The 19287-nt window shown below is 69.1% G+C and carries 16 protein-coding genes; 11 read left to right on the forward strand and 5 right to left on the reverse strand.

Annotation, left to right across the window (positions count from 1 at the left end; genetic code table 11):
* The first annotated feature begins 104 nt into the window (after positions 1-104).
* Positions 105-3236 (forward strand): efflux RND transporter permease subunit, encoded by a 3132-nt coding sequence (locus ACIQU4_RS23830; protein WP_403734157.1) that lies wholly within the window; start codon positions 105-107, stop codon positions 3234-3236.
* A 79-nt stretch (positions 3237-3315) separates the two neighbouring features.
* Here ACIQU4_RS23830 and nadA read toward each other — a convergent pair whose 3' ends face one another.
* On the reverse strand, positions 3316-4515 hold the full coding sequence (gene nadA, locus ACIQU4_RS23835) for a quinolinate synthase NadA (RefSeq protein ID WP_403734160.1): 1200 nt from the start codon (positions 4513-4515) through the stop codon (positions 3316-3318).
* Positions 4516-4820: 305 nt separating this feature from the next.
* On the opposite strand from nadA, the gene erpA reads away from it, so the two are divergent.
* Entirely contained in the window at positions 4821-5177 is a 357-nt protein-coding gene (erpA, locus tag ACIQU4_RS23840; RefSeq protein ID WP_008738845.1) for an iron-sulfur cluster insertion protein ErpA, read from the forward strand.
* Between the two features lie 73 nt (positions 5178-5250).
* Here the strand turns inward: erpA and ACIQU4_RS23845 are convergent, their stop codons facing one another.
* Together ACIQU4_RS23845 and ACIQU4_RS23850 are read right to left on the reverse strand one after the other, a co-directional pair.
* Positions 5251-6723, reverse strand: a complete 1473-nt coding sequence (locus ACIQU4_RS23845; protein ID WP_403734162.1) for a hypothetical protein — start codon at positions 6721-6723, stop codon at positions 5251-5253.
* A 79-nt stretch (positions 6724-6802) separates the two neighbouring features.
* Positions 6803-7030, reverse strand: a complete 228-nt coding sequence (locus ACIQU4_RS23850) for a hypothetical protein (RefSeq protein ID WP_403734165.1) — start codon at positions 7028-7030, stop codon at positions 6803-6805.
* Between the two features lie 133 nt (positions 7031-7163).
* Here ACIQU4_RS23850 and ACIQU4_RS23855 point away from each other — a divergent pair, with 133 nt between their 5' ends.
* Positions 7164-8141 carry a carbohydrate kinase family protein gene (locus ACIQU4_RS23855; RefSeq protein ID WP_403734167.1) on the forward strand — a complete coding sequence of 326 codons (978 nt, stop codon included), beginning with the start codon at positions 7164-7166 and terminating at the stop codon, positions 8139-8141.
* Positions 8142-8192: 51 nt separating this feature from the next.
* On the opposite strand, the gene ACIQU4_RS23860 is transcribed toward ACIQU4_RS23855, so the two are convergent.
* Entirely contained in the window at positions 8193-9572 is a 1380-nt protein-coding gene (locus ACIQU4_RS23860; RefSeq protein WP_403734170.1) for a cysteine desulfurase/sulfurtransferase TusA family protein, read from the reverse strand.
* 283 nt (positions 9573-9855) lie between these two features.
* Between ACIQU4_RS23860 and coxB the strand changes: the two genes are divergently transcribed.
* The 4 genes from coxB to ACIQU4_RS23880 all read left to right on the forward strand — a co-directional run bounded on the left by coxB (position 9856) and on the right by ACIQU4_RS23880 (position 14316).
* Entirely contained in the window at positions 9856-10830 is a 975-nt protein-coding gene (coxB, locus tag ACIQU4_RS23865) for a cytochrome c oxidase subunit II (RefSeq protein WP_403734172.1), read from the forward strand.
* Complete coding sequence (gene ctaD / locus ACIQU4_RS23870; RefSeq protein WP_403734174.1) at positions 10827-12557, forward strand: cytochrome c oxidase subunit I; 1731 nt, start codon at positions 10827-10829, stop codon at positions 12555-12557. The genes coxB and ctaD overlap by 4 nt, the downstream gene beginning before the upstream one ends.
* On the forward strand, positions 12554-12952 hold the full coding sequence (locus ACIQU4_RS23875) for a cytochrome c oxidase subunit 4 (protein WP_030291781.1): 399 nt from the start codon (positions 12554-12556) through the stop codon (positions 12950-12952). The genes ctaD and ACIQU4_RS23875 overlap by 4 nt, the downstream gene beginning before the upstream one ends.
* Positions 12953-13068: 116 nt before the next feature.
* Positions 13069-14316 (forward strand): Ig-like domain-containing protein, encoded by a 1248-nt coding sequence (locus ACIQU4_RS23880; protein ID WP_403734177.1) that lies wholly within the window; start codon positions 13069-13071, stop codon positions 14314-14316.
* A gap of 66 nt (positions 14317-14382) precedes the next feature.
* Here the strand turns inward: ACIQU4_RS23880 and ACIQU4_RS23885 are convergent, their stop codons facing one another.
* Positions 14383-14784, reverse strand: coding sequence for a hypothetical protein (locus ACIQU4_RS23885; RefSeq protein ID WP_403734179.1), 402 nt, complete (start codon positions 14782-14784; stop codon positions 14383-14385).
* Between the two features lie 199 nt (positions 14785-14983).
* Between ACIQU4_RS23885 and ACIQU4_RS23890 the strand changes: the two genes are divergently transcribed.
* The 4 genes from ACIQU4_RS23890 to ACIQU4_RS23905 all read left to right on the forward strand — a co-directional run bounded on the left by ACIQU4_RS23890 (position 14984) and on the right by ACIQU4_RS23905 (position 19170).
* Entirely contained in the window at positions 14984-15604 is a 621-nt protein-coding gene (locus tag ACIQU4_RS23890) for a heme-copper oxidase subunit III (RefSeq protein ID WP_030863506.1), read from the forward strand.
* Between the two features lie 76 nt (positions 15605-15680).
* Positions 15681-16490: a c-type cytochrome gene (locus tag ACIQU4_RS23895; RefSeq protein ID WP_403734182.1), complete on the forward strand. Its 810-nt coding sequence runs from the start codon at positions 15681-15683 to the stop codon at positions 16488-16490.
* Positions 16487-17545, forward strand: a complete 1059-nt coding sequence (locus ACIQU4_RS23900) for a Rieske 2Fe-2S domain-containing protein (RefSeq protein WP_403734184.1) — start codon at positions 16487-16489, stop codon at positions 17543-17545. The genes ACIQU4_RS23895 and ACIQU4_RS23900 overlap by 4 nt, the downstream gene beginning before the upstream one ends.
* Positions 17542-19170, forward strand: coding sequence for a cytochrome bc complex cytochrome b subunit (locus ACIQU4_RS23905; RefSeq protein WP_403734187.1), 1629 nt, complete (start codon positions 17542-17544; stop codon positions 19168-19170). The genes ACIQU4_RS23900 and ACIQU4_RS23905 overlap by 4 nt, the downstream gene beginning before the upstream one ends.
* Positions 19171-19287: the final 117 nt, after the last annotated feature.

Raw genomic sequence — 19287 nt, forward strand, 5'->3', positions numbered from 1 at the left:
GGCACCTGGGGGCGACGCAGCGCCACCCCGGCGTACGGAAGGCTGAAGGCCCGCGGCCTTCAGGCCCAGCCCCGCGCACGCCACTGCAGAGAGATCCCACACCCATGTCCTGGCTGTCCCGCTTCAGCCTGGCCCAAAGAGCGCTGATCGGCCTCGTGTCGCTCACCGCACTGCTCTTCGGCGCCATAGCCATCCCGCAGCTCAAGCAGCAGCTGCTGCCGTCCATCGAACTGCCGATGGTGTCCGTGCTCGCGCCGTACCAGGGCGCCTCGCCCGACGTGGTGGAGAAGCAGGTCATCGAGCCGATCGAAGCCACCCTCAAGGGCGTCGACGGCATCACCGGCATCACCTCCACCGCCAGCGAGGGCAACGCCCTCATCATGGCCAAGTTCGACTACGGCGACAGCGGCACCAAGCAGCTCGTCGCCGACGTCCAGCAGGCCGTGAACCGGGCCCGCGTACGGCTGCCCGCCGAGGTGGACCCGCAGGTCGTGGCCGGCTCCACCGACGACATCCCCACCGTCGTCCTCGCCGTCACCTCGGACAAGGACCAGCAGGCGCTCGCCGACCAGCTGAACCGTTCCGTCGTCCCCGTCCTCGAAGACATCGAGGGCGTCGGCCAGGTCAGCGTCGACGGGGTCCGGGACCTCCAGATCGCCGTCACCCCCGACAACGCCAAGCTCGCCGCGGCCGGCCTCGACGGCGCCTCCCTCGCCCAGGGCCTCCAGGCGGGCGGCGCGACCGTCCCCGCCGGCTCCTTCGACGAGGCCGGCAAGAACCGGACCGTCCGCGTCGGCGGCGGCTACACCTCCCTCGCCCAGCTCCAGGACCTGCGCCTGAGCGCCGGCCCCGGCAAGCCGGCCGTGCGCCTGGGCGACGTCGCCACCGTCACGCAGGAGCCCGCCAAGGCCGTCTCCCTCACCCGGACCAACGGCAGGCCCAGCCTCGCCCTCGTCCTCACCATGGACAAGGACGGCAGCGCCGTCGCGATCTCCGACGCCGTCCAGGACAAGCTGCCCGGGCTGCGCTCCGCACTCGGCGCCGGCGCCGAGCTGACCGTCGTCAGCGACCAGGGCCCGCCCGTCGCCAAGTCCATCTCCAGCCTCACCACCGAGGGCCTGCTCGGCCTGCTCTTCGCGGTGATCGTGATCCTGGTCTTCCTGGCCTCGCTGCGCTCGACGCTGGTCACCGCGGTCTCCATCCCGCTGTCCGTGGTCCTCGCGCTGATCGTGCTGTGGACCCGCGACCTGTCGCTCAACATGCTGACCCTCGGCGCCCTCACCATCGCCATCGGCCGCGTCGTCGACGACTCGATCGTGGTCCTGGAGAACATCAAGCGCCACCTCGGCTACGGCGAGGAGCGCGAGGCCGCGATCATCGCCGCGGTCAAGGAGGTCGCCGGCGCGGTCACCTCCTCCACGCTCACCACCGTCGCCGTCTTCCTGCCGATCGGCTTCGTCGGCGGCATGGTCGGCGAGTTCTTCGGCCCGTTCTCCCTCACCGTCGCCGCGGCCCTGCTGGCCTCGCTGATCGTCTCCCTCACGGTCGTCCCGGTGCTCTCGTACTGGTTCCTGCGCGCCCCCGAAGGTGCCGCTGAAAACCCGGAGAAGGCGCGGCGCGAGGCCGAGGAGAAGGAAGCGAAGAGCCGCCTCCAGCGCTTCTACGTACGGGCCCTGGGCCTGGTCACCCGTCGCCGGATCGCCACCCTCGTCGTCGCGGCCGTCGTCCTCATCGCCACCTTCGGGATGGCGCCCCTGCTGAAGACCAACTTCTTCGACCAGGGCGAGCAGAGCGTCCTGACGGTCAAGCAGCAGCTGCCCCCGGGCACCTCGCTGTCCGCCTCCGACGCGGCGAGCCTGCGGGTCGAGAAGGCCCTGACCGAGATCAAGGGCGTCAAGGACTACCAGGTCACCATCGGCTCCTCCGGCTTCCTGGCCGCCTTCGGCGGCGGTACGGGCTCCAACCAGGCCTCGTACCAGGTCACCCTGGAGGACTCCGGCGACTCCGAGGGCGTCAAGAAGCGCATCGAGGACGCGCTCGGCAAGCTCGACGGCATCGGCGACACCAGCATCTCGGCGGGCGGCGGCTTCGGCAGCCAGAACCTGAGCGTGGTCGTCAAGGCCGGCCAGGCGGACGTCCTCGCCAAGGCCGCCGAGCAGGTACGGGCCGAGGTGGCCACGCTCGACGACGTCAGCGACGTACAGAGCGACCTCTCCCAGTCCGTGCCCCGGATCTCGGTGACCGCCACCCCGAAGGCCGCCGAGGCGGGCCTGAACCAGGCCGCCCTCGGCGCGGTCGTCGCCCAGGCCGTACGGGGCAACCCGGCGGGCAAGGCCGTACTGGACAACACCGAGCGGGACATCGTCATCAAGTCCGCGCACCCGGCCACCACCCTGGCCGAACTGCAGGCGCTCCCCGTCGGCCCGGTCAAGCTCGGCGACATCGCCGAGGTCAAGGAGGTCCCCGGCCCGGTCTCGATGACCCGGATCGACGGCGCCCGCGCCGCCACCATCACCGCGAAGCCGGTCGGCGACAACACCGGCGCGATCGGCGCCGAACTCCAGACGAAGATCAAGGCGCTGGACCTGCCCGACGGGGCCACCGCCACCATCGGCGGCGTCTCCGAGGACCAGAGCGACGCGTTCGCCTCCCTGGGCCTGGCCATGCTCGCGGCCGTAGCGATCGTGTTCATGCTGCTCGTGGCCACGTTCCGGTCGCTGATCCAGCCGCTGATCCTGCTGGTGTCCATCCCCTTCGCGGCGACCGGCGCGCTCGGCCTGCTGCTGGTGACCGGCACCCCGCTGGGCGTCCCGGCGATGATCGGCATGCTGATGCTCATCGGCATCGTCGTGACCAACGCGATCGTCCTGATCGACCTGGTCAACCAGTACCGCGCCCAAGGGCTCGGCGTGGTCGAAGCCGTCATCGAGGGCGGTCGGCACCGCCTGCGCCCGATCCTCATGACGGCCCTCGCGACGATCTTCGCGCTGCTCCCGATGGCGCTCGGCGTCACCGGCGAGGGCGGGTTCATCTCGCAGCCGCTCGCCGTGGTGGTGATCGGCGGCCTGGTCAGCTCGACCCTGCTGACGCTGCTCCTGGTGCCGACCCTCTACACGATGATCGAGCTCCGCAAGGAGCGCCGCCGCGCGAAGCGCGAGGCCAAGCGCACGGCCCGCCTGACGGTGGTCCCGACCCAGGAGGAGTCCTCGGACGAGGAGTCCCCGGTCAGGGTCTGACGCACGGTCCGGTGAACGCCGAAGGGCCGCCCCTCCCCGATCGGGGAGGGGCGGCCCTTCGGCGTACGGGAGGGGACGGCTACGGGAGGGCGAGCATGCGCTCCAGGGCGAGCTTCGCGAAGCTCTCCGTCTCCTTGTCGACCTGGATCTGGTTGACGAGGGTGCCCTCGGCCAGGGACTCCAGGGTCCACACCAGGTGGGGGAGGTCGATGCGGTTCATCGTCGAGCAGAAGCAGACCGTCTTGTCGAGGAAGACGACCTCCTTGTCCTGCGCGGCGAATCGATTCGCCAGGCGGCGGACGAGGTTCAGCTCGGTGCCGATGGCCCACTTGGAGCCGGCCGGGGCCGCCTCCAGCGCCTTGATGATGTACTCCGTCGAGCCGACGTAGTCCGCGGCCGCGACGACCTCGTGCTTGCACTCGGGGTGGACGAGGACGTTCACGCCGGGGATGCGGGCGCGCACGTCGTTGACCGAGTCGACCGAGAACCGGCCGTGCACCGAGCAGTGGCCGCGCCACAGGATCATCTTGGCGTCCCGCAGCTGCTGGACGGTCAGGCCGCCGTTCGGCTTGTGCGGGTTGTAGAGCACGCAGTCGTCCAGGGACATGCCCATGTCGCGGACGGCGGTGTTGCGGCCCAGGTGCTGGTCCGGCAGGAAGAGCACCTTGGTCTGCTGGGGCTCCCCTTGCTCGAAGGCCCACTCCAGGGCCTTCTTCGCGTTGGACGAGGTGCAGATCGTGCCGCCGTGCTTGCCGGTGAACGCCTTGATGTCGGCGGAGGAGTTCATGTACGAGACGGGGACCGTCGCACCGGCTATGCCGGCCTCGGTGAGCACGTCCCAGCACTCGGCGACCTGCTCGGCGGTGGCCATGTCGGCCATCGAGCAGCCGGCGGCCAGGTCCGGCAGGACGACCTTCTGGTCGTCCGAGGTCAGGATGTCCGCGGACTCCGCCATGAAGTGGACGCCGCAGAAGACGATGTACTCGGCCTCCGGCTTGGCGGCCGCGTCCTTGGCCAGCTTGAAGGAGTCGCCGGTGACGTCGGCGAACTCGATCACCTCGTCACGCTGGTAGTGGTGGCCGAGGATGAAGACCTTGTCCCCGAGCTTCTCCTTGGCCGCGCGGGCGCGCGCGACGAGGTCCGGGTCCGACGGCGACGGCAGGTCGCCCGGGCACTCCACCCCGCGCTCGCTCTTGGGGTCGGCCTCACGGCCGAGCAGCAGCAGGGCAAGGGGCGTCGGCTGGACGTCCAAAGGCTGGGCGGTGGTCACGACACGCACCCTTTCTGTTCTGCGACAAGGGGACTTCTGAAGCAGAGCTTCGACTTCTCGTCTATTTGACGCTATCTATGATAGCCGCTTCACGTCACTTTGACGATGCCGATAGTGTCGATGTGACGAATTCGCCCGGGATGAACCCCGCGGTCCGTCAGGTCCACCTCCGCGCGACGGTGTGCGAGCATGAATATCTGAAACATGCGTCGGGTCCGGAATGAATCCGCGGCCCCGCTCGTTGCCATCGACGGCAAGAGTCCGACGTTTCCCTGCCTTGGGTGGGGAGCCGCCCACTTCGGGAGTGAATGCAGATGTCCGTACAGGACGACAAGACCACTGTGAGCGACGGCATCCTCCTGTCCGACGCCGCCGCCGAGAAGGTCAGGACCCTGCTGGAGCAGGAAGGCCGCGAGGACCTGGCGCTCCGCGTCGCCGTCCAGCCCGGCGGTTGCTCCGGCCTGCGCTACCAGCTCTTCTTCGACGAGCGCTCCCTCGACGGTGACGTCGTCAAGGACTTCGACGGTGTGAAGGTCGTCACGGACCGGATGAGCTCTCCGTACCTGCACGGTGCCTCGATCGACTTCGTCGACACCATCGAGAAGCAGGGCTTCACGATCGACAACCCCAACGCCACCGGCTCCTGCGCCTGCGGCGACTCCTTCAGCTAAGCCTGTAGCGAGTACGGACGACGGGAGGCCCCCGGCACCGAAGGTGCCGGGGGCCTCCCGTGTGCTCGGCGGGCTACTGCCGGGGGAGCGGCTTGCCCGTCGTCGCGTCGATCACCTTGCGCTCGCCGAGAGGCTGCTGGAGGGTCGTCGACACCGTCATCTCCTGGGCGAGCATGATGCAGGCCCGGCCCGGCTCGTTCGGGGTGTCGGTGATCCTCACCGACACCGACCCGGCCTCCTCCCGCGCCTCCAGGGCGTACGTGCTGCACACGCCGCCCCAGAAGTTCACGGTCAGCTTCCGGTCGGCCTCCTGGTACGAGAACCCGGGCACGGTCCGCCCGCCCTTCGGAGCCGACGGCACGGCCGTGGCGTTCTCACCGGCCGGCTGGACCACCGTACGGCCGGGCCCGCCGTTGCTGCCCGCCACCTCGAACAGCCAGGCCGGCACCAGGCCGCGCGCCCCGTCCACGGTCCCCGGGGCCAGTCCGAGCACGGCCCCCTTCACGGTCTCGGTCCGCGGCGGCTTCATCGGCCGCGGCTCCGGGTTGCAGGGAGGCGTGTCCCCGGGGCCGACCGGGGTGTCCGGGGTCAGCGGGACCGAGGTCGCGCAGCCGCTGGGCCCCGGGTCCGTACCGCCGGATCCGGCCGAGGACCGGTTCAGCCGGGCCAGCGCCTCGACGGCCCCGACCACCGGCTGCTCGGCGGAGCGTACGGGGGCCTTCAGCTCACCGCTGCCCGCCACCACCTGGGAGTCCGCGCCCACGCTGACCTTCGTGGCCCAGCCCTGGGTGGGCAGCCCGTCGATCACCGGGTCTGCCGTCACCACGCGTACGGAGCCCTGCGTGAGCCGGGCGTCCAGCTTGGCCCCGCTCTGGCCGAGCGCCGCGAGCACCGGGGCGGCGGCGGCCTTGGCCGCCTCCTCGCTCACCGGGGTCCCGCCCTTGGCGTCCGTCCCGCTCCTGGCGTCCGTCCCGGCCTTGCCGTCCGCGCCGTCCGCCTGGGGGAGGGTGGCCGGGCCGCAGGTGTCCTTGCCGCGCTTGCAGTCGTCACCGGCGCCGCCCGTCCCCTGGAAGCGGGAGAAGTTCCAGGTCCCGGGGGCCTTGTGGTTCACCGTGAGCCGGGGTCCGGAGCCGTCGGCGCCCTCCCCGGCCTGCCAGGTCTCGCCGGTGAGCCGCGGGGTGCCCGGGATGCCCAGGGCCGCCGCGAGCCGCGCCGCCTCCTCCGGGCCGACCTCGCCGGTCGCGGCGAAGGACGGCGCGGTCGCCGGGGCGTCCGGGAGCTTCACGTCGGCCCGGTACGTCACCCCGCTGCCGTGCGGGTCCGGCTCACCGGGGGCGATGCCCGGACCGGAGGGGTTCGGCGCGACGCGGGGCGCCGAGGCCGCGCTGTCGGCCGTACGGGCGCCCTGCTTGCCGTCGCCCGAGGCCGCCGACGCCCAGTACGCCGTACCGCCGCCCGCGATCAGGACGGCGGCCGCGATCGAGCCGATGGCCCAGGCCGGCCGCCGCCGTGTGCCGCGTGATGTGTCGGGTTGTTCGCTGGTCACCGCTTGCTCCTTCGCCCTCGCCGCAGTGGCTGATGCGGCTGTGACGGAACAGACGGCGAACCGGTTCCCCTGTCCCTCGCTAGTCCCCGTACGCGGCCGTCGAGGCGATCAGGCGGGCCGAGGCCGGCGGGACGCTGATCCCGTGGATCTGCGAGGGCGCCACGCGGTCCGGCCGGGGGTCCGCCGGGACCGCCCAGTGCGGAGCCATCCTGGCGCAGTCACCCAGCAGCCGTGCGAAGCCGGGCCGCGTGTCGGCGGCGCCCTTCTCGGCCGTACCCGCGTACCCGAAACCATCGGTGTAGGTCATGGGGGCACGGTAGGCACGGCGCGGCGGGCGAAGAAAGACCTACTACGGGGTAGTTTCGTGCGGTCGGCGACCGGGCAGCGACCGGGTAGTTTTGAATGTCCCCCTCGCCGTCCTCCGCAGGAGCGTCCACGCCGTGCGTATCGCAGTCACCGGCTCCATCGCCACCGACCACCTCATGACCTTCCCCGGCCGCTTCGCCGACCAGCTCGTCGCGGACCAGCTGCACACGGTCTCCCTCTCCTTCCTCGTCGACAACCTCGACGTGCGCCGGGGCGGCGTCGGCCCGAACATCTGCTTCGGCATGGGCCAGCTCGGCGTCCGCCCGATCCTGGTCGGCGCGGCCGGGTACGACTTCGACGAGTACCGCGCGTGGCTGGACCGGCACGGCGTCGACACCGAGTCCGTGCGGATCTCCGAGGTGCTGCACACCGCGCGCTTCGTGTGCACCACGGACGCCGACCACAACCAGATCGGCTCCTTCTACACGGGCGCGATGAGCGAGGCCCGCCTGATCGAGCTGAAGGCGGTCGCGGACCGGGTGGGCGGGCTCGACCTCGTCCTCATCGGCGCCGACGACCCCGAGGCGATGCTGCGCCACACGGAGGAGTGCCGGACGCGGGGGATCCCGTTCGCGGCGGACTTCTCGCAGCAGATCGCCCGGATGGACGGCGAGAACATCCGCACGCTGATGGAGGGCGCGACGTACCTCTTCTCGAACGAGTACGAGAAGGGCCTGATCGAGTCGAAGTCCGGCTGGACCGACGAGGAGATCCTGGGCAAGGTCGGCACGCGCGTGACCACGCTGGGCTCGCGGGGCGTGCGGATCGAGCGGGTCGGCATGGAGCCGATCGTGGCCGGCTGCCCGGACGAGACGGCGAAGGTGGACCCGACGGGCGTCGGCGACGCGTTCCGCGCCGGGTTCCTGACCGGTCTCGGGTGGGGCGTGGGGCTGGAGCGCGCGGCGCAGGTCGGCTGCATGCTGGCCACTCTCGTGATCGAGACGCTCGGCACGCAGGAGTACACCCTGGCGCGGGCGCACTTCATGGAGCGCTTCACGAAGGCCTACGGCGAGGACGCGGCGTCCGAGGTCCGCGCCCACCTGGCGGCGTAGCCCTCCCACGCCTCATACCCCGGCGGGGGCCGGATCCGGCCCCCGCCGGGGTCATACCCGGCGGCGGACCGTGTACGCGACCCCCGCCGGGCGCGGGGCTTCGCCCACGTACGTGTGGCCGCGCATGGTGCACCAGGCCGGGATGTCCAGGCGGGCCACCTCGTCGTCCGAGAGGACGGTGACGGTGCCGCCGATCGGAACCGTGCCGATGGCGCGGGCCAGCTCGATCACCGGCTGCGGGCAGCGCAGGCCCAGGGCGTCGATCTCCAGCGCGTCCGACACCGGCGCCACGGCGGCCGGTTCGCCGACGCCGAGCGTGGCGCGGACCCCCGCCACCACCCCCGGCAGCACCTCCAGGAAGCCGTTCACCTCCTGCGCCGTCGTCCCCGACGGCAGGGAGACCCGTACGTTCCCCTCCGACAGCACGCCCATCGCCCGGAGCACGTGACTGGGGGTCAGCGTGGAGCTGGTGCAGGAGGAGCCGGAGGAGACGGAGTAGCCCGCCCGGTCCAACTCGTGCAGCAGCGTCTCGCCGTCGACGTACAGGCAGGAGAAGGTGACCAGGTGCGGCAGCCGCCGCTCCGGCTCCCCGACCACCTCCACGTCCGGCACCAGCCGGGCCACGCGCCGCCGGATGCGGTCCACCAGGATCCGCAGCCGGGCCGCCTCCGCGTCGGCCTCGGCCCGTACGGCCCGCAGCGAGGCCGCCGCCGCCACGACGGCCGGGAGGTTCACGAAGCCGGGGGAGCGGCCCGACTCCCTCTCGTCGGCGGGGAATTGGGGCGAGAAGCGGACTCCCTTGCGGACCGCCAGCAGCCCGACCCCCGCCGGACCGCCCCATTTGTGCGCGCTCGCGGTGAGCACCGACCAGCCGCCCTCCACCGGGCCCCAGCCCAGCGACTGCGCCGCGTCCACCAGCAGTGGCACCCCGGCCGCCGCGCAGACCTCGGCCACCTCCGCCACCGGCTGGACCGTGCCCACCTCGTGGTTGGCCGACTGGAGGCAGGCCAGGGCCGTCGACGCGTCCAGTGCGGAGGCGTATCCGGCGGGGGAGACCGCGCCCGCGCGGTCCACCGGGACCTGGGTCACCGTCCCCCCGGCGGCCTCGTGCGCCGCCGCCGCGTGGAGTACAGAACTGTGTTCGACCGCCGATACGACCAGATGACCGCCGACGCGCCGGCGACCGGCGAGCGCTCCCGCCACCCCCGTGTGAACCGCGTGCGTCCCCGAAGGAGTGAACACGAGCTCGTCGGGGCGACAGCCCACGGCCTCCGCCGCAGCCTCGCGCGCCGCGTCCAGCAGCAGCCGGGCGCGCCGGCCCTCCCGGTAGAGCCGGGCGGGGTCCGCCCAGCCCTCGTCAAGGGAGGCCTGCAACGCCTGCCGGGCCACGGGGTGCAGGGGAGCGGCGGACGCGGTGTCGAAGTACGGCATACGGGCACGCTAACCGGCGGCCGGCGACATTCGAGGTCAGGGGTCGTCAGATGGCCTCCGGAGGCCGCCATTCAGGGGGTGTTGCGCCGTCCCCCGTACGGCGGATCCATCCCTTCGGGGGCAGTAGCGGCGCGTTGGGCACCCTCCCCGCGCGACCCCAAATAGCGTCCAGTAGGGTTTGGTCCGCATAAACATCCAAACCCCTGCCTGCGTCAGGGCCGGCGACCGACCCGAATACGGCCGCGGCCGGCCGCGCGGGCCGAGACTCTCGGGAAGGCGCTACGTGAGTCCCTACGGCTCCGACCGCTCGCCGCGGCGCCCGATGCGGCGGAAGCTGCTGCAGGCGCTGACTGCGGGCGCGGTCCTGGCGACCGCCACTGGTTGCTCGTACAACTGGCAAGACTTCCCCCGGCTCGGAATGCCCTATCCGGTCACGGAGGAGGCGCCTCGCATCCTGTCCCTGTGGCAGGGGTCGTGGGCAGCTGCCCTCATCACGGGCATCCTGGTCTGGGGCCTGATCATCTGGAGCGTCATCTTCCACCGGCGCAGCCGGACGAAGGTGGAGGTCCCCCCGCAGACCCGGTACAACATGCCCATCGAGGCGCTGTACACCGTGGTCCCGCTCATCATCGTCTCGGTGCTCTTCTACTTCACCGCGCGTGACGAGTCGAAGCTGCTCGCCCTCACCCCGAAGCCGCCTCACACGATCAACGTGATCGGCTTCCAGTGGAGCTGGGGCTTCAACTACGTCGAGAACGTCGACGGCGATGCGGCGACCCCGAAGGCGGGCGAGGTTCCCAAGGAGCTCGCCAACATCCCGGACCGCTTCACCAAGGAATTCCCCGCGGGCGCCGAGGGCGTCTACGAGAAGGGCGTTCCCGGCGACCGGAACCTGGAGACCGGCAACCCCGGCCCCACGCTCTGGCTGCCCAAGGGTGAGAAGGTCCGTTTCATCCTGTCGTCGAACGACGTCATCCACTCCTTCTGGGTGGTCCCCTTCCTGTTCAAGCAGGACGTCATCCCGGGCCACACCAACGTCTTCGAGGTCACCCCGTCCCAGGAGGGCACCTTCGTGGGCAAGTGCGCCGAGCTCTGCGGCGTCGACCACTCCCGGATGCTCTTCAACGTGAAGGTCGTCTCGCCCGAGGTCTACCGGGCGCACCTCAAGGAACTGGCCGAGAAGGGGCAGACCGGCTTCCTCCCGGCCGGCATCAAGCAGACTGACCCGGCCCGGAATGCGGAGACGAACAAACTGTGAGCATCCTCAACGAATCTCAGGGTGCCGCCGCCGACTCGTATGAAAACGAGCTGCCGGTGCGGCGCAAGCAGCCGGGCAATGTCGTCGTGAAGTGGATGACCACTACCGACCACAAGACCATCGGCACGATGTACCTGGTCACGTCGTTCGTGTTCTTCATCATCGGCGGCCTGCTGGCGCTCCTCATGCGCGCCGAGCTGGCTCGTCCGGGCACGCAGATCATGTCGAACGAGCAGTTCAACCAGGCGTTCACCATGCATGGCACGATCATGCTGCTGATGTTCGCCACCCCGCTCTTCGCGGGCTTCGCAAACTGGATCATGCCGCTGCAGATCGGCGCGCCCGACGTGGCGTTCCCGCGGCTGAACATGTTCGCGTACTGGCTGTACCTCTTCGGCTCGACCATCGCGGTGGCCGGCTTCGTGACGCCGAACGGCGCCGCCGACTTCGGCTGGTTCGCCTACTCCCCGCTGTCGGACGCGGTCCGCTCGCCGGGCATCGGCGCCGACATGTGGATCATGGGTCTGGCCTTCTCCGGCTTCGGCACGATCCTCGGCTCGGTCAACTTCATCACCACGATCATCTGCATGCGCGCCCCCGGCATGACGATGTTCCGCATGCCGATCTTCACCTGGAACGTGCTGCTGACCGGTGTCCTGGTCCTGCTCGCCTTCCCGGTGCTGGCCGCCGCGCTCTTCGCGCTGGAGGCCGACCGCAAGTTCGGCGCCCACGTATTCGACGCCTCAAACGGCGGCGCATTGCTCTGGCAACACCTCTTCTGGTTCTTCGGACATCCAGAGGTGTACATCATCGCGCTGCCATTCTTCGGAATCGTCTCCGAGATCATCCCGGTCTTCTCCCGCAAGCCGATGTTCGGTTACATCGGCCTGATCGCGGCGACGATCGCGATCGCCGGCCTCTCCGTGACCGTGTGGGCCCACCACATGTACGTCACCGGCGGTGTGCTGCTGCCGTTCTTCTCCTTCATGACCTTCCTGATCGCAGTCCCGACCGGTGTGAAGTTCTTCAACTGGATCGGCACCATGTGGAAGGGCTCGCTGTCCTTCGAGACCCCGATGCTCTGGACGATCGGCTTCCTGGTCACCTTCACCTTCGGTGGTCTGACCGGCGTCATCCTGGCCTCGCCCCCGATGGACTTCCACGTCTCCGACTCGTACTTCGTCGTCGCGCACTTCCACTACGTCGTCTTCGGCACCGTGGTGTTCGCGATGTTCGCCGGCTTCCACTTCTGGTGGCCGAAGTTCACGGGCAAGATGCTGGACGAGCGCCTCGGCAAGATCACCTTCTGGACGCTGTTCATCGGCTTCCACGGCACGTTCCTGGTGCAGCACTGGCTGGGTGCCGAGGGCATGCCGCGCCGTTACGCGGACTACCTCGCGGCCGACGGCTTCACCGCCCTGAACACGATCTCGACGATCAGCTCGTTCCTGCTGGGCATGTCGATGCTGCCGTTCATGTACAACGTCTGGAAGACGGCGAAGTACGGCAAGAAGGTCGAGGTCGACGACCCGTGGGGCTACGGCCGTTCGCTGGAGTGGGCGACGTCCTGCCCGCCGCCGCGGCACAACTTCCTCACCCTGCCGCGGATCCGTTCCGAGTCGCCGGCGTTCGACCTGCACCACCCTGAGATCGCAGCCCTCGACCACCTCGAGGACCACAGCGTCGCCGCCAAGGCCGTCACCGGTGGCAAGGAGGCCGGCAAGTGAAGATCCAGGGCAAGATGTTCCTCTGGCTCTCCTTCTTCATCCTGATCATGGCCGTCGTGTACGGCGTGTGGTCGAAGGAGCCCGTCGGAACCACCGCGCTCTTCCTGGCCTTCGGCCTGAGCGTCATGATCGGCTACTACCTGGCCTTCACGGCCAAGCGCGTGGACGAGATGGCCCAGGACAACCTGGAGGCCGACGTCGCCGACGAGGCGGGCGAGCTGGGGTTCTTCTCCCCGCACAGCTGGCAGCCGCTCTCGCTGGGCATCGGCGGTGCGCTCGCGTTCATGGGCGTCATCTTCGGCTGGTGGCTCATGTACTTCTCGGCCCCGATCATCGTGATCGGCCTGTGGGGCTGGGTGTACGAGTACTACCGCGGTGAGAACCAGAACCAGTAGGACCGCAGCACCGAGACAAGGCCTGGGGCCCGGACACCTCCAATGGAGGAGTCCGGGCCCCTCGTTTGCAGTCACCCCGCGCGCAGTAATGGTCATACCTTCATAGCGTGGGCTCCATGAAGCACTCACCGCGTCTTTGGACGGTACTCAGCTGCTCCGTGCTGGTGGCGTCCCTCGGGGCCGGCGCCACCGCTTGCGGGCCCGGAGACAACCCGCTGTCAGCCCGCCCGTACGACGCGGGCGACCAGGTCGTCCTCAACCAGCCGCCGGGCGGGCGCCCCGTCGACCCCGAGAAGCCCTTGGAGATCACCGCCAAGGGCACCGGCGGCAGCCGGATCACCGACGTGTCCGCCGTGGACTCCCAGGGACGCCGTCTCGCGGGCGAGCTGAGCGCCAAGGGCGACCGCTGGCACAGCACCGCCCCGATGGCCGCCGGTGTCCACTACACGGTCCTGGTGAACACCGAGGACGAGCGCGGCGCTCCGGGGCAGCGCAGGCTGGCGTTCGAGACCACTCCGGCCGAGAAGGTCCTCAAGGTCGAATTCGGGCCGGACGAGGGCAAGTACGGCGTCGGACAGCCCCTCACGGCCGAACTCGACGAGCCCATCACGGACAAGGCCGCCCGGGCGATCGTGGAGCGGGGCCTGGCCGTCTCCACGCCGGCGGGCGTCGAGGGCGCCTGGCACTGGGTGGACGACAAGCACCTGCACTACCGCCCCAAGGATTACTGGCCCGCCCACTCCACCGTCTCCGTACGGAGCAATCTGGAGGGCATCAAGATCTCCGACGAGTTCCACGGGGCCGCGGCCAAGCCGCTGACGCTGGAGATCGGGGACCGCGTCGAGGTCACCACGGACGCGTCCGCGCACTACCTCACGTTCGAGCGCAACGGAGAAGTGATCAACACCATTCCGGTGACCACCGGAAAGCCCGGCTTCTCCACCCGCAACGGGGTCAAGGTGGTGCTCGGCAAGCAGTACTTCGTCCAGATGCGCGGCGACACCGTCGGCATCGGCGGCAGCGAGTACTACAACCTGCCCGTCTACTACGCGACCCGCGTCACCTGGAGTGGTGAATACGTGCACGCCGCGCCGTGGTCCGTGGACTCGCAGGGCTCCGAGAACGTCAGCCACGGCTGCACCGGCATGAGCACGGGCAACGCCGCCTGGTTCTACGAGAACATCACCGAGGGCGACATCATCCGGGTGATCAACAGTATCGGCGACGACATGGAGCCCTTCGGCAACGGCTTCGGCGACTGGAACCTGGACTGGAAGGAGTGGCGCGACGGCAGCGCCCTCCTCAAGGGCACCCAGGAAGGCCGCAGTCCGATCGACCAGGCCCGGCTGCGCCCGCAGGTCTGAGCCCGGCCGGTCCGGCCCGCCGGAGTCCGTACGCACGGACTCCGGCGGGCCGGCGGCGGCCGCGCGTCAGGCGGCCGACGACAGCCGGGAACGCACCAGGCCCGCCAGGGTGTCCGCGAACGCCACCGGGTCGACCGGAAGGGTCACCGCGGCGTCCGCGCGGCTCCAGGTGGCCAGCCAGGCGTCCTGCGGACGCCCCATCAGCAGCAGCACCGGCGGGCATTGGAAGATCTCGTCCTTGATCTGCCGGCACACGCCCATGCCGCCGGCCGGAACCGCCTCGCCGTCCAGCACGCACACGTCGATCCCGCCCGCGTCCAGCTCGCTCAGGACGGCCGGGAGCGTGGCGCATTCCACGAATTCGACCGGAGGCAGGTCCGCGGCCGGCCTGCGCCCGGCCGCCAGCCGCACCTGCTCGCGGGTGCTCGCGTCGTCGCTGTAGACCAGAACCCGTGCAGTCGACCGCATTTCGTTCCTCCACGGTGCCGTGAATCACGTTGATGTTGCGCGGGATGCTACTCCGTCCGACCCGCTGTCAACATCGGTTCGGACAGCCTCGCCGATGAAGGTCCCGGGGCCGATCTGATGGGCCGTTCGGGCCTTGCACACGCCCCTGACACTCCGAACGGCACCCCCCGGGGTGAGGGCGGGATAAGCGACCGACATAATGTCGGTCGTGGCGACAGCAACGACAGTAGATACCGGGCACGCGCACCCGACGGTCAACCGGCCGAACCTCGTCAGCGTCGGAACCATCATCTGGTTGAGTTCCGAGCTGATGTTCTTCGCGGCCCTCTTCGCGATGTACTTCACCCTGCGATCCGTGACAGGTGCCGAGTACTGGTCAGAGCAGGCTTCGGCCTTGAATCTGCCCTTCTCGGCGACGAACACGACGATCCTGGTGCTTTCCTCCCTCACCTGCCAGCTCGGCGTATTCGCAGCCGAGCGCGGTGACGTGAAGAAGCTCCGGTCGTGGTTCATGATCACATTCGTCATGGGTGCGATCTTCATTGGCGGCCAGGTGTTCGAGTACACCGAGCTGGTCAAGCACGAGGGCATGTCTCTCAAGTCTGGTCCGTACGGCTCGGTGTTCTACCTGACCACCGGCTTCCACGGTCTGCACGTGACGGGCGGTCTCATCGCCTTCCTGCTGGTCCTCGGCCGGACGTACGCGGCCAAGAGGTTCACCCACGAACAGGCCACGTCGGCCATCGTCGTGTCCTACTACTGGCACTTCGTCGATGTCGTCTGGATCGGCCTCTTCGCGACGATCTACCTGATCAAGTAGCGAACACGTCACCGGGCGAGACCCGGCACTCCATCCAGAAACACCGACGCAGAAGATCCTGACACCGGGGTAATCCGTGAAAAAGCTCTCCGCACGACGACGCCATCCGCTGGCGGCGGTCGTCGTTCTACTCCTCGCGCTGGCGGCCACTGGGGGGCTGTACGCCGCCTTCGCCCCCGCGGGCAAGGCGCAGGCCGATGAAACCGCCCAGTCCCTCGCCATCGAGGAGGGCAAGAAGCTCTACGCCGTGGGCTGCGCAAGCTGCCACGGAACCGGCGGTCAGGGTTCCACTGACGGCCCCAGCCTGGTCGGCGTCGGCTCCGCGGCCGTCGACTTCCAGGTGAGCACGGGCCGTATGCCCGCCCAGCAGCCCGGCGTGCAGGTGCCGAAGAAGCCGGTCATCTACGACCAGGCGCAGATCGACCAGCTCGCCGCCTACATCGGCTCCCTCGGCGCCGGCCCGATCGTGCCGACCGCCAAGCAGTACGACCCGGCGGGCGCCGACATCGCCAGGGGTGGTGAGCTCTTCCGCAACAACTGCGCGCAGTGCCACAACTTCACCGGCGAAGGCGGCGCGCTGACGAACGGCAAGTACGCCCCCAACCTTGAGGGCGTCGAGCCGAAGCACATCTACGAGGCCATGCTCACCGGCCCGCAGAACATGCCCTCCTTCCCGGACAGCACCATGCCGACGAAGGAGAAGAAGGACATCATCGCGTACCTCCAGCACGTGAACGGCGAGCAGTCGGTCAGCCCTGGCGGCCTGAAGCTCGGTGGCCTCGGCCCCGTTTCCGAGGGTCTGTTCGGCTGGATCTTCGGCCTGGGTGCGCTGATCGCTGTCGCCGTCTGGGTCGCGGCCCACACCGCTAAGGCCAAGAAGTCATGAGTAGCCAAGACATTCCCGAAGAGAAGCACCTGCCGAGCGAGCAGGGCGACGCGCACCACGGTGGCGTAGCAGTCGCGGACGACCCGTTCGCCGACCCGGGCCTGCCGGTCCACAAGCCCCGTATCCAGGACATCGACGAGCAGGCCGCGAGGCGCTCCGAGCGCACCGTGGCGATGCTGTTCACGCTGTCGATGCTGGCCACGATCGGCTTCATCGCCTCGTACGTGACCATCCCGGTCGACAAGATCGTCTACATCTTCCCGATCGGGAAGGTGAGCGGGCTCAACTTCGCCCTCGGTCTGACCCTGGGCGCAGCCCTCTTCTGCATCGGCGCGGGCGCGGTCCACTGGGCCCGCACCCTGATGTCCGACGTCGAGGTCGCCGACGAGCGCCACGAGATCGCGGCGCCGCCGGAGCTCAAGGCGAAGGTCATGCAGGACTTCGCCGACGGCGCGAACGAGTCGGGCATCGCCCGCCGCCCGCTGATCCGCAACACCATGCTCGGCGCGCTGTCGATGCTGCCGCTGTCCGCTCTCATGATCATGCGCGACCTGGGCCCGCTGCCCGAGGAGAAGCTGCGCAAGACCGTGTGGGCCCGGGGCAAGCTGCTCATCAACGACAACACGAAGGAGCCGCTGCGTCCCGAGGACGTGCTGGTCGGTTCGCTGACCTTCGCCAGGCCCGAGGGCCTGGAGGAGGAGCAGCACGACTTCCAGACGCAGATCGCCAAGGCCGCCCTGATGATCGTCCGCATCAAGCCGGAGGACATCAAGGACAAGCAGGAACTCGAGTGGTCCCACGAGGGCATCGTGGCCTACTCGAAGATCTGCACCCACGTCGGCTGCCCGATCAGCCTGTACGAGCAGCAGACCCACCACGTGCTCTGCCCGTGCCACCAGTCCACCTTCGACCTCTCCGACGGCGCCCGAGTCATCTTCGGTCCGGCCGGCCACGCGCTTCCGCAGCTGCGGATCGGCGTGAACGGTGAAGGCTTCCTCGAAGCGCTCGGCGACTTCGAAGAGCCCGTCGGTCCTGCATTCTGGGAGCGCGGATGAGCACTGCCACTGACACGAAGCGACCGGCGCCCTCCAAGGGCGAGCGGGTAGCGGACTGGGCCGACGGACGGCTGGGCATCTACAGCCTGGCCAAGTCCAACATGCGCAAGATCTTCCCGGACCACTGGTCCTTCATGCTGGGTGAGATCTGCCTCTACAGCTTCATCATCATCATCCTCACGGGTGTGTACCTGACGCTGTTCTTCCACCCGAGCATGAACGAGGTCGTGTACCACGGCTCGTACGTGCCGATGCAGGGCGTCCAGATGTCCGAGGCCTTCGCCTCGACGCTGGACATCAGCTTCGACGTCCGCGGTGGTCTGCTCATCCGGCAGATCCACCACTGGGCGGCGCTGATCTTCGTCGCCGGCATGGTCGTGCACATGATGCGCGTCTTCTTCACCGGCGCGTTCCGCAAGCCGCGCGAGGTCAACTGGATCTTCGGCTTCCTGCTGCTGGTCCTCGGCATGTTCACCGGTTTCACCGGTTACTCCCTGCCGGACGACCTGCTCTCGGGCACCGGTGTCCGCTTCATGGAGGGCGCGATCCTGTCCGTGCCGATCGTCGGCACGTACATCTCGTTCTTCCTCTTCGGCGGCGAGTTCCCCGGCGGCGACTTCGTCGCGCGGTTCTACTCGATCCACATCCTGCTGCTGCCCGGCATCATGATGGGCCTGCTGGTGGCCCACCTGATCCTGGTCTTCTACCACAAGCACACCCAGTTCGCGGGTCCCGGCAAGACGAACAACAACGTCGTCGGCATGCCGCTGCTGCCGGTCTACATGGCCAAGGCCGGAGGCTTCTTCTTCCTGGTCTTCGGTGTCATCGCGGCCATCGCGGCGATCGCCTCGATCAACCCGATCTGGGCGATCGGCCCGTACCGTCCGGACCACGTGTCCACCGGTGCGCAGCCCGACTGGTACATGGGTATGCCGGAAGGCCTGATCCGTGCGATGCCGGGCTGGGAGATCAACCTGTGGGGCCACACCCTCGTCCTGGGCGTGTTCATCCCGCTGGTCATCTTCCCGGTCGTGCTGGGCTCGATCGCCGCCTGGCCGTTCATCGAGTCCTGGGTCACCGGGGACAAGCGCGAGCACCACATCCTGGACCGCCCGCGCAACGTCCCGACCCGTACGGCCTTCGGTGTCGCCTGGATCGCGGAGTACATCGTGCTGCTGATCGGCGGTGGAAACGACATGTTCGCGCAGTACTTCCACCTCTCGATCAACAACATCACGTGGTTCGTCCGGATCGGCTTCTTCGTCGTCCCGGTCCTCGCGTTCATCGTCACCAAGCGCATCTGCCTCGGCCTCCAGCGCCGGGACCACGACAAGGTGCTGCACGGTCGCGAGACCGGCATCATCAAGCGCCTGCCGCACGGTGAGTTCGTCGAGATCCACGAGCCGCTCTCGCAGGGCAAGCTGCACACGCTGACCGCGCACGAGCAGTACAAGCCGGTCGAGATCGGCCCGACGGTCGACGAGAACGGCGTCGAGCGCAAGGTCGGCCGCAAGGAGAAGCTCCGCGCGAAGCTCAGCAAGGGCTTCTACGCCGAGAACAACCAGATTCCGAAGCCCACGGTGGAGGAGTACAAGGAGATCCAGAGCGGCCACGGCCACCACTGATCCCGCTTGAGGGACTGATTCAGGTCAGTTCTGGTGTCGCCACGGCAAGAGCCCCGTCCAGTGTCCGGACGGGGCTCTTTGCCGTCCCCGGGGCTGGATAGGCTGAAGCCCTTCCCA

The organism is Streptomyces sp. NPDC090741, from assembly GCF_044769045.1.
Taxonomy (GTDB): domain Bacteria; phylum Actinomycetota; class Actinomycetes; order Streptomycetales; family Streptomycetaceae; genus Streptomyces.

Coding starts and splice junctions, on each gene's coding strand:
- ACIQU4_RS23890 (WP_030863506.1), top strand. CDS start 14,984: ATGTCGGTCGTGGCGACAGCAACGACAGTAGATACCGGGCACGCGCAC.
- ACIQU4_RS23905 (WP_403734187.1), top strand. CDS start 17,542: ATGAGCACTGCCACTGACACGAAGCGACCGGCGCCCTCCAAGGGCGAG.
- ACIQU4_RS23850 (WP_403734165.1), bottom strand. CDS start 7,030: ATGACCTACACCGATGGTTTCGGGTACGCGGGTACGGCCGAGAAGGGC.
- ACIQU4_RS23860 (WP_403734170.1), bottom strand. CDS start 9,572: ATGCCGTACTTCGACACCGCGTCCGCCGCTCCCCTGCACCCCGTGGCC.
- ACIQU4_RS23830 (WP_403734157.1), top strand. CDS start 105: ATGTCCTGGCTGTCCCGCTTCAGCCTGGCCCAAAGAGCGCTGATCGGC.
- ACIQU4_RS23900 (WP_403734184.1), top strand. CDS start 16,487: ATGAGTAGCCAAGACATTCCCGAAGAGAAGCACCTGCCGAGCGAGCAG.
- ACIQU4_RS23880 (WP_403734177.1), top strand. CDS start 13,069: ATGAAGCACTCACCGCGTCTTTGGACGGTACTCAGCTGCTCCGTGCTG.
- erpA (WP_008738845.1), top strand. CDS start 4,821: ATGTCCGTACAGGACGACAAGACCACTGTGAGCGACGGCATCCTCCTG.
- ACIQU4_RS23885 (WP_403734179.1), bottom strand. CDS start 14,784: ATGCGGTCGACTGCACGGGTTCTGGTCTACAGCGACGACGCGAGCACC.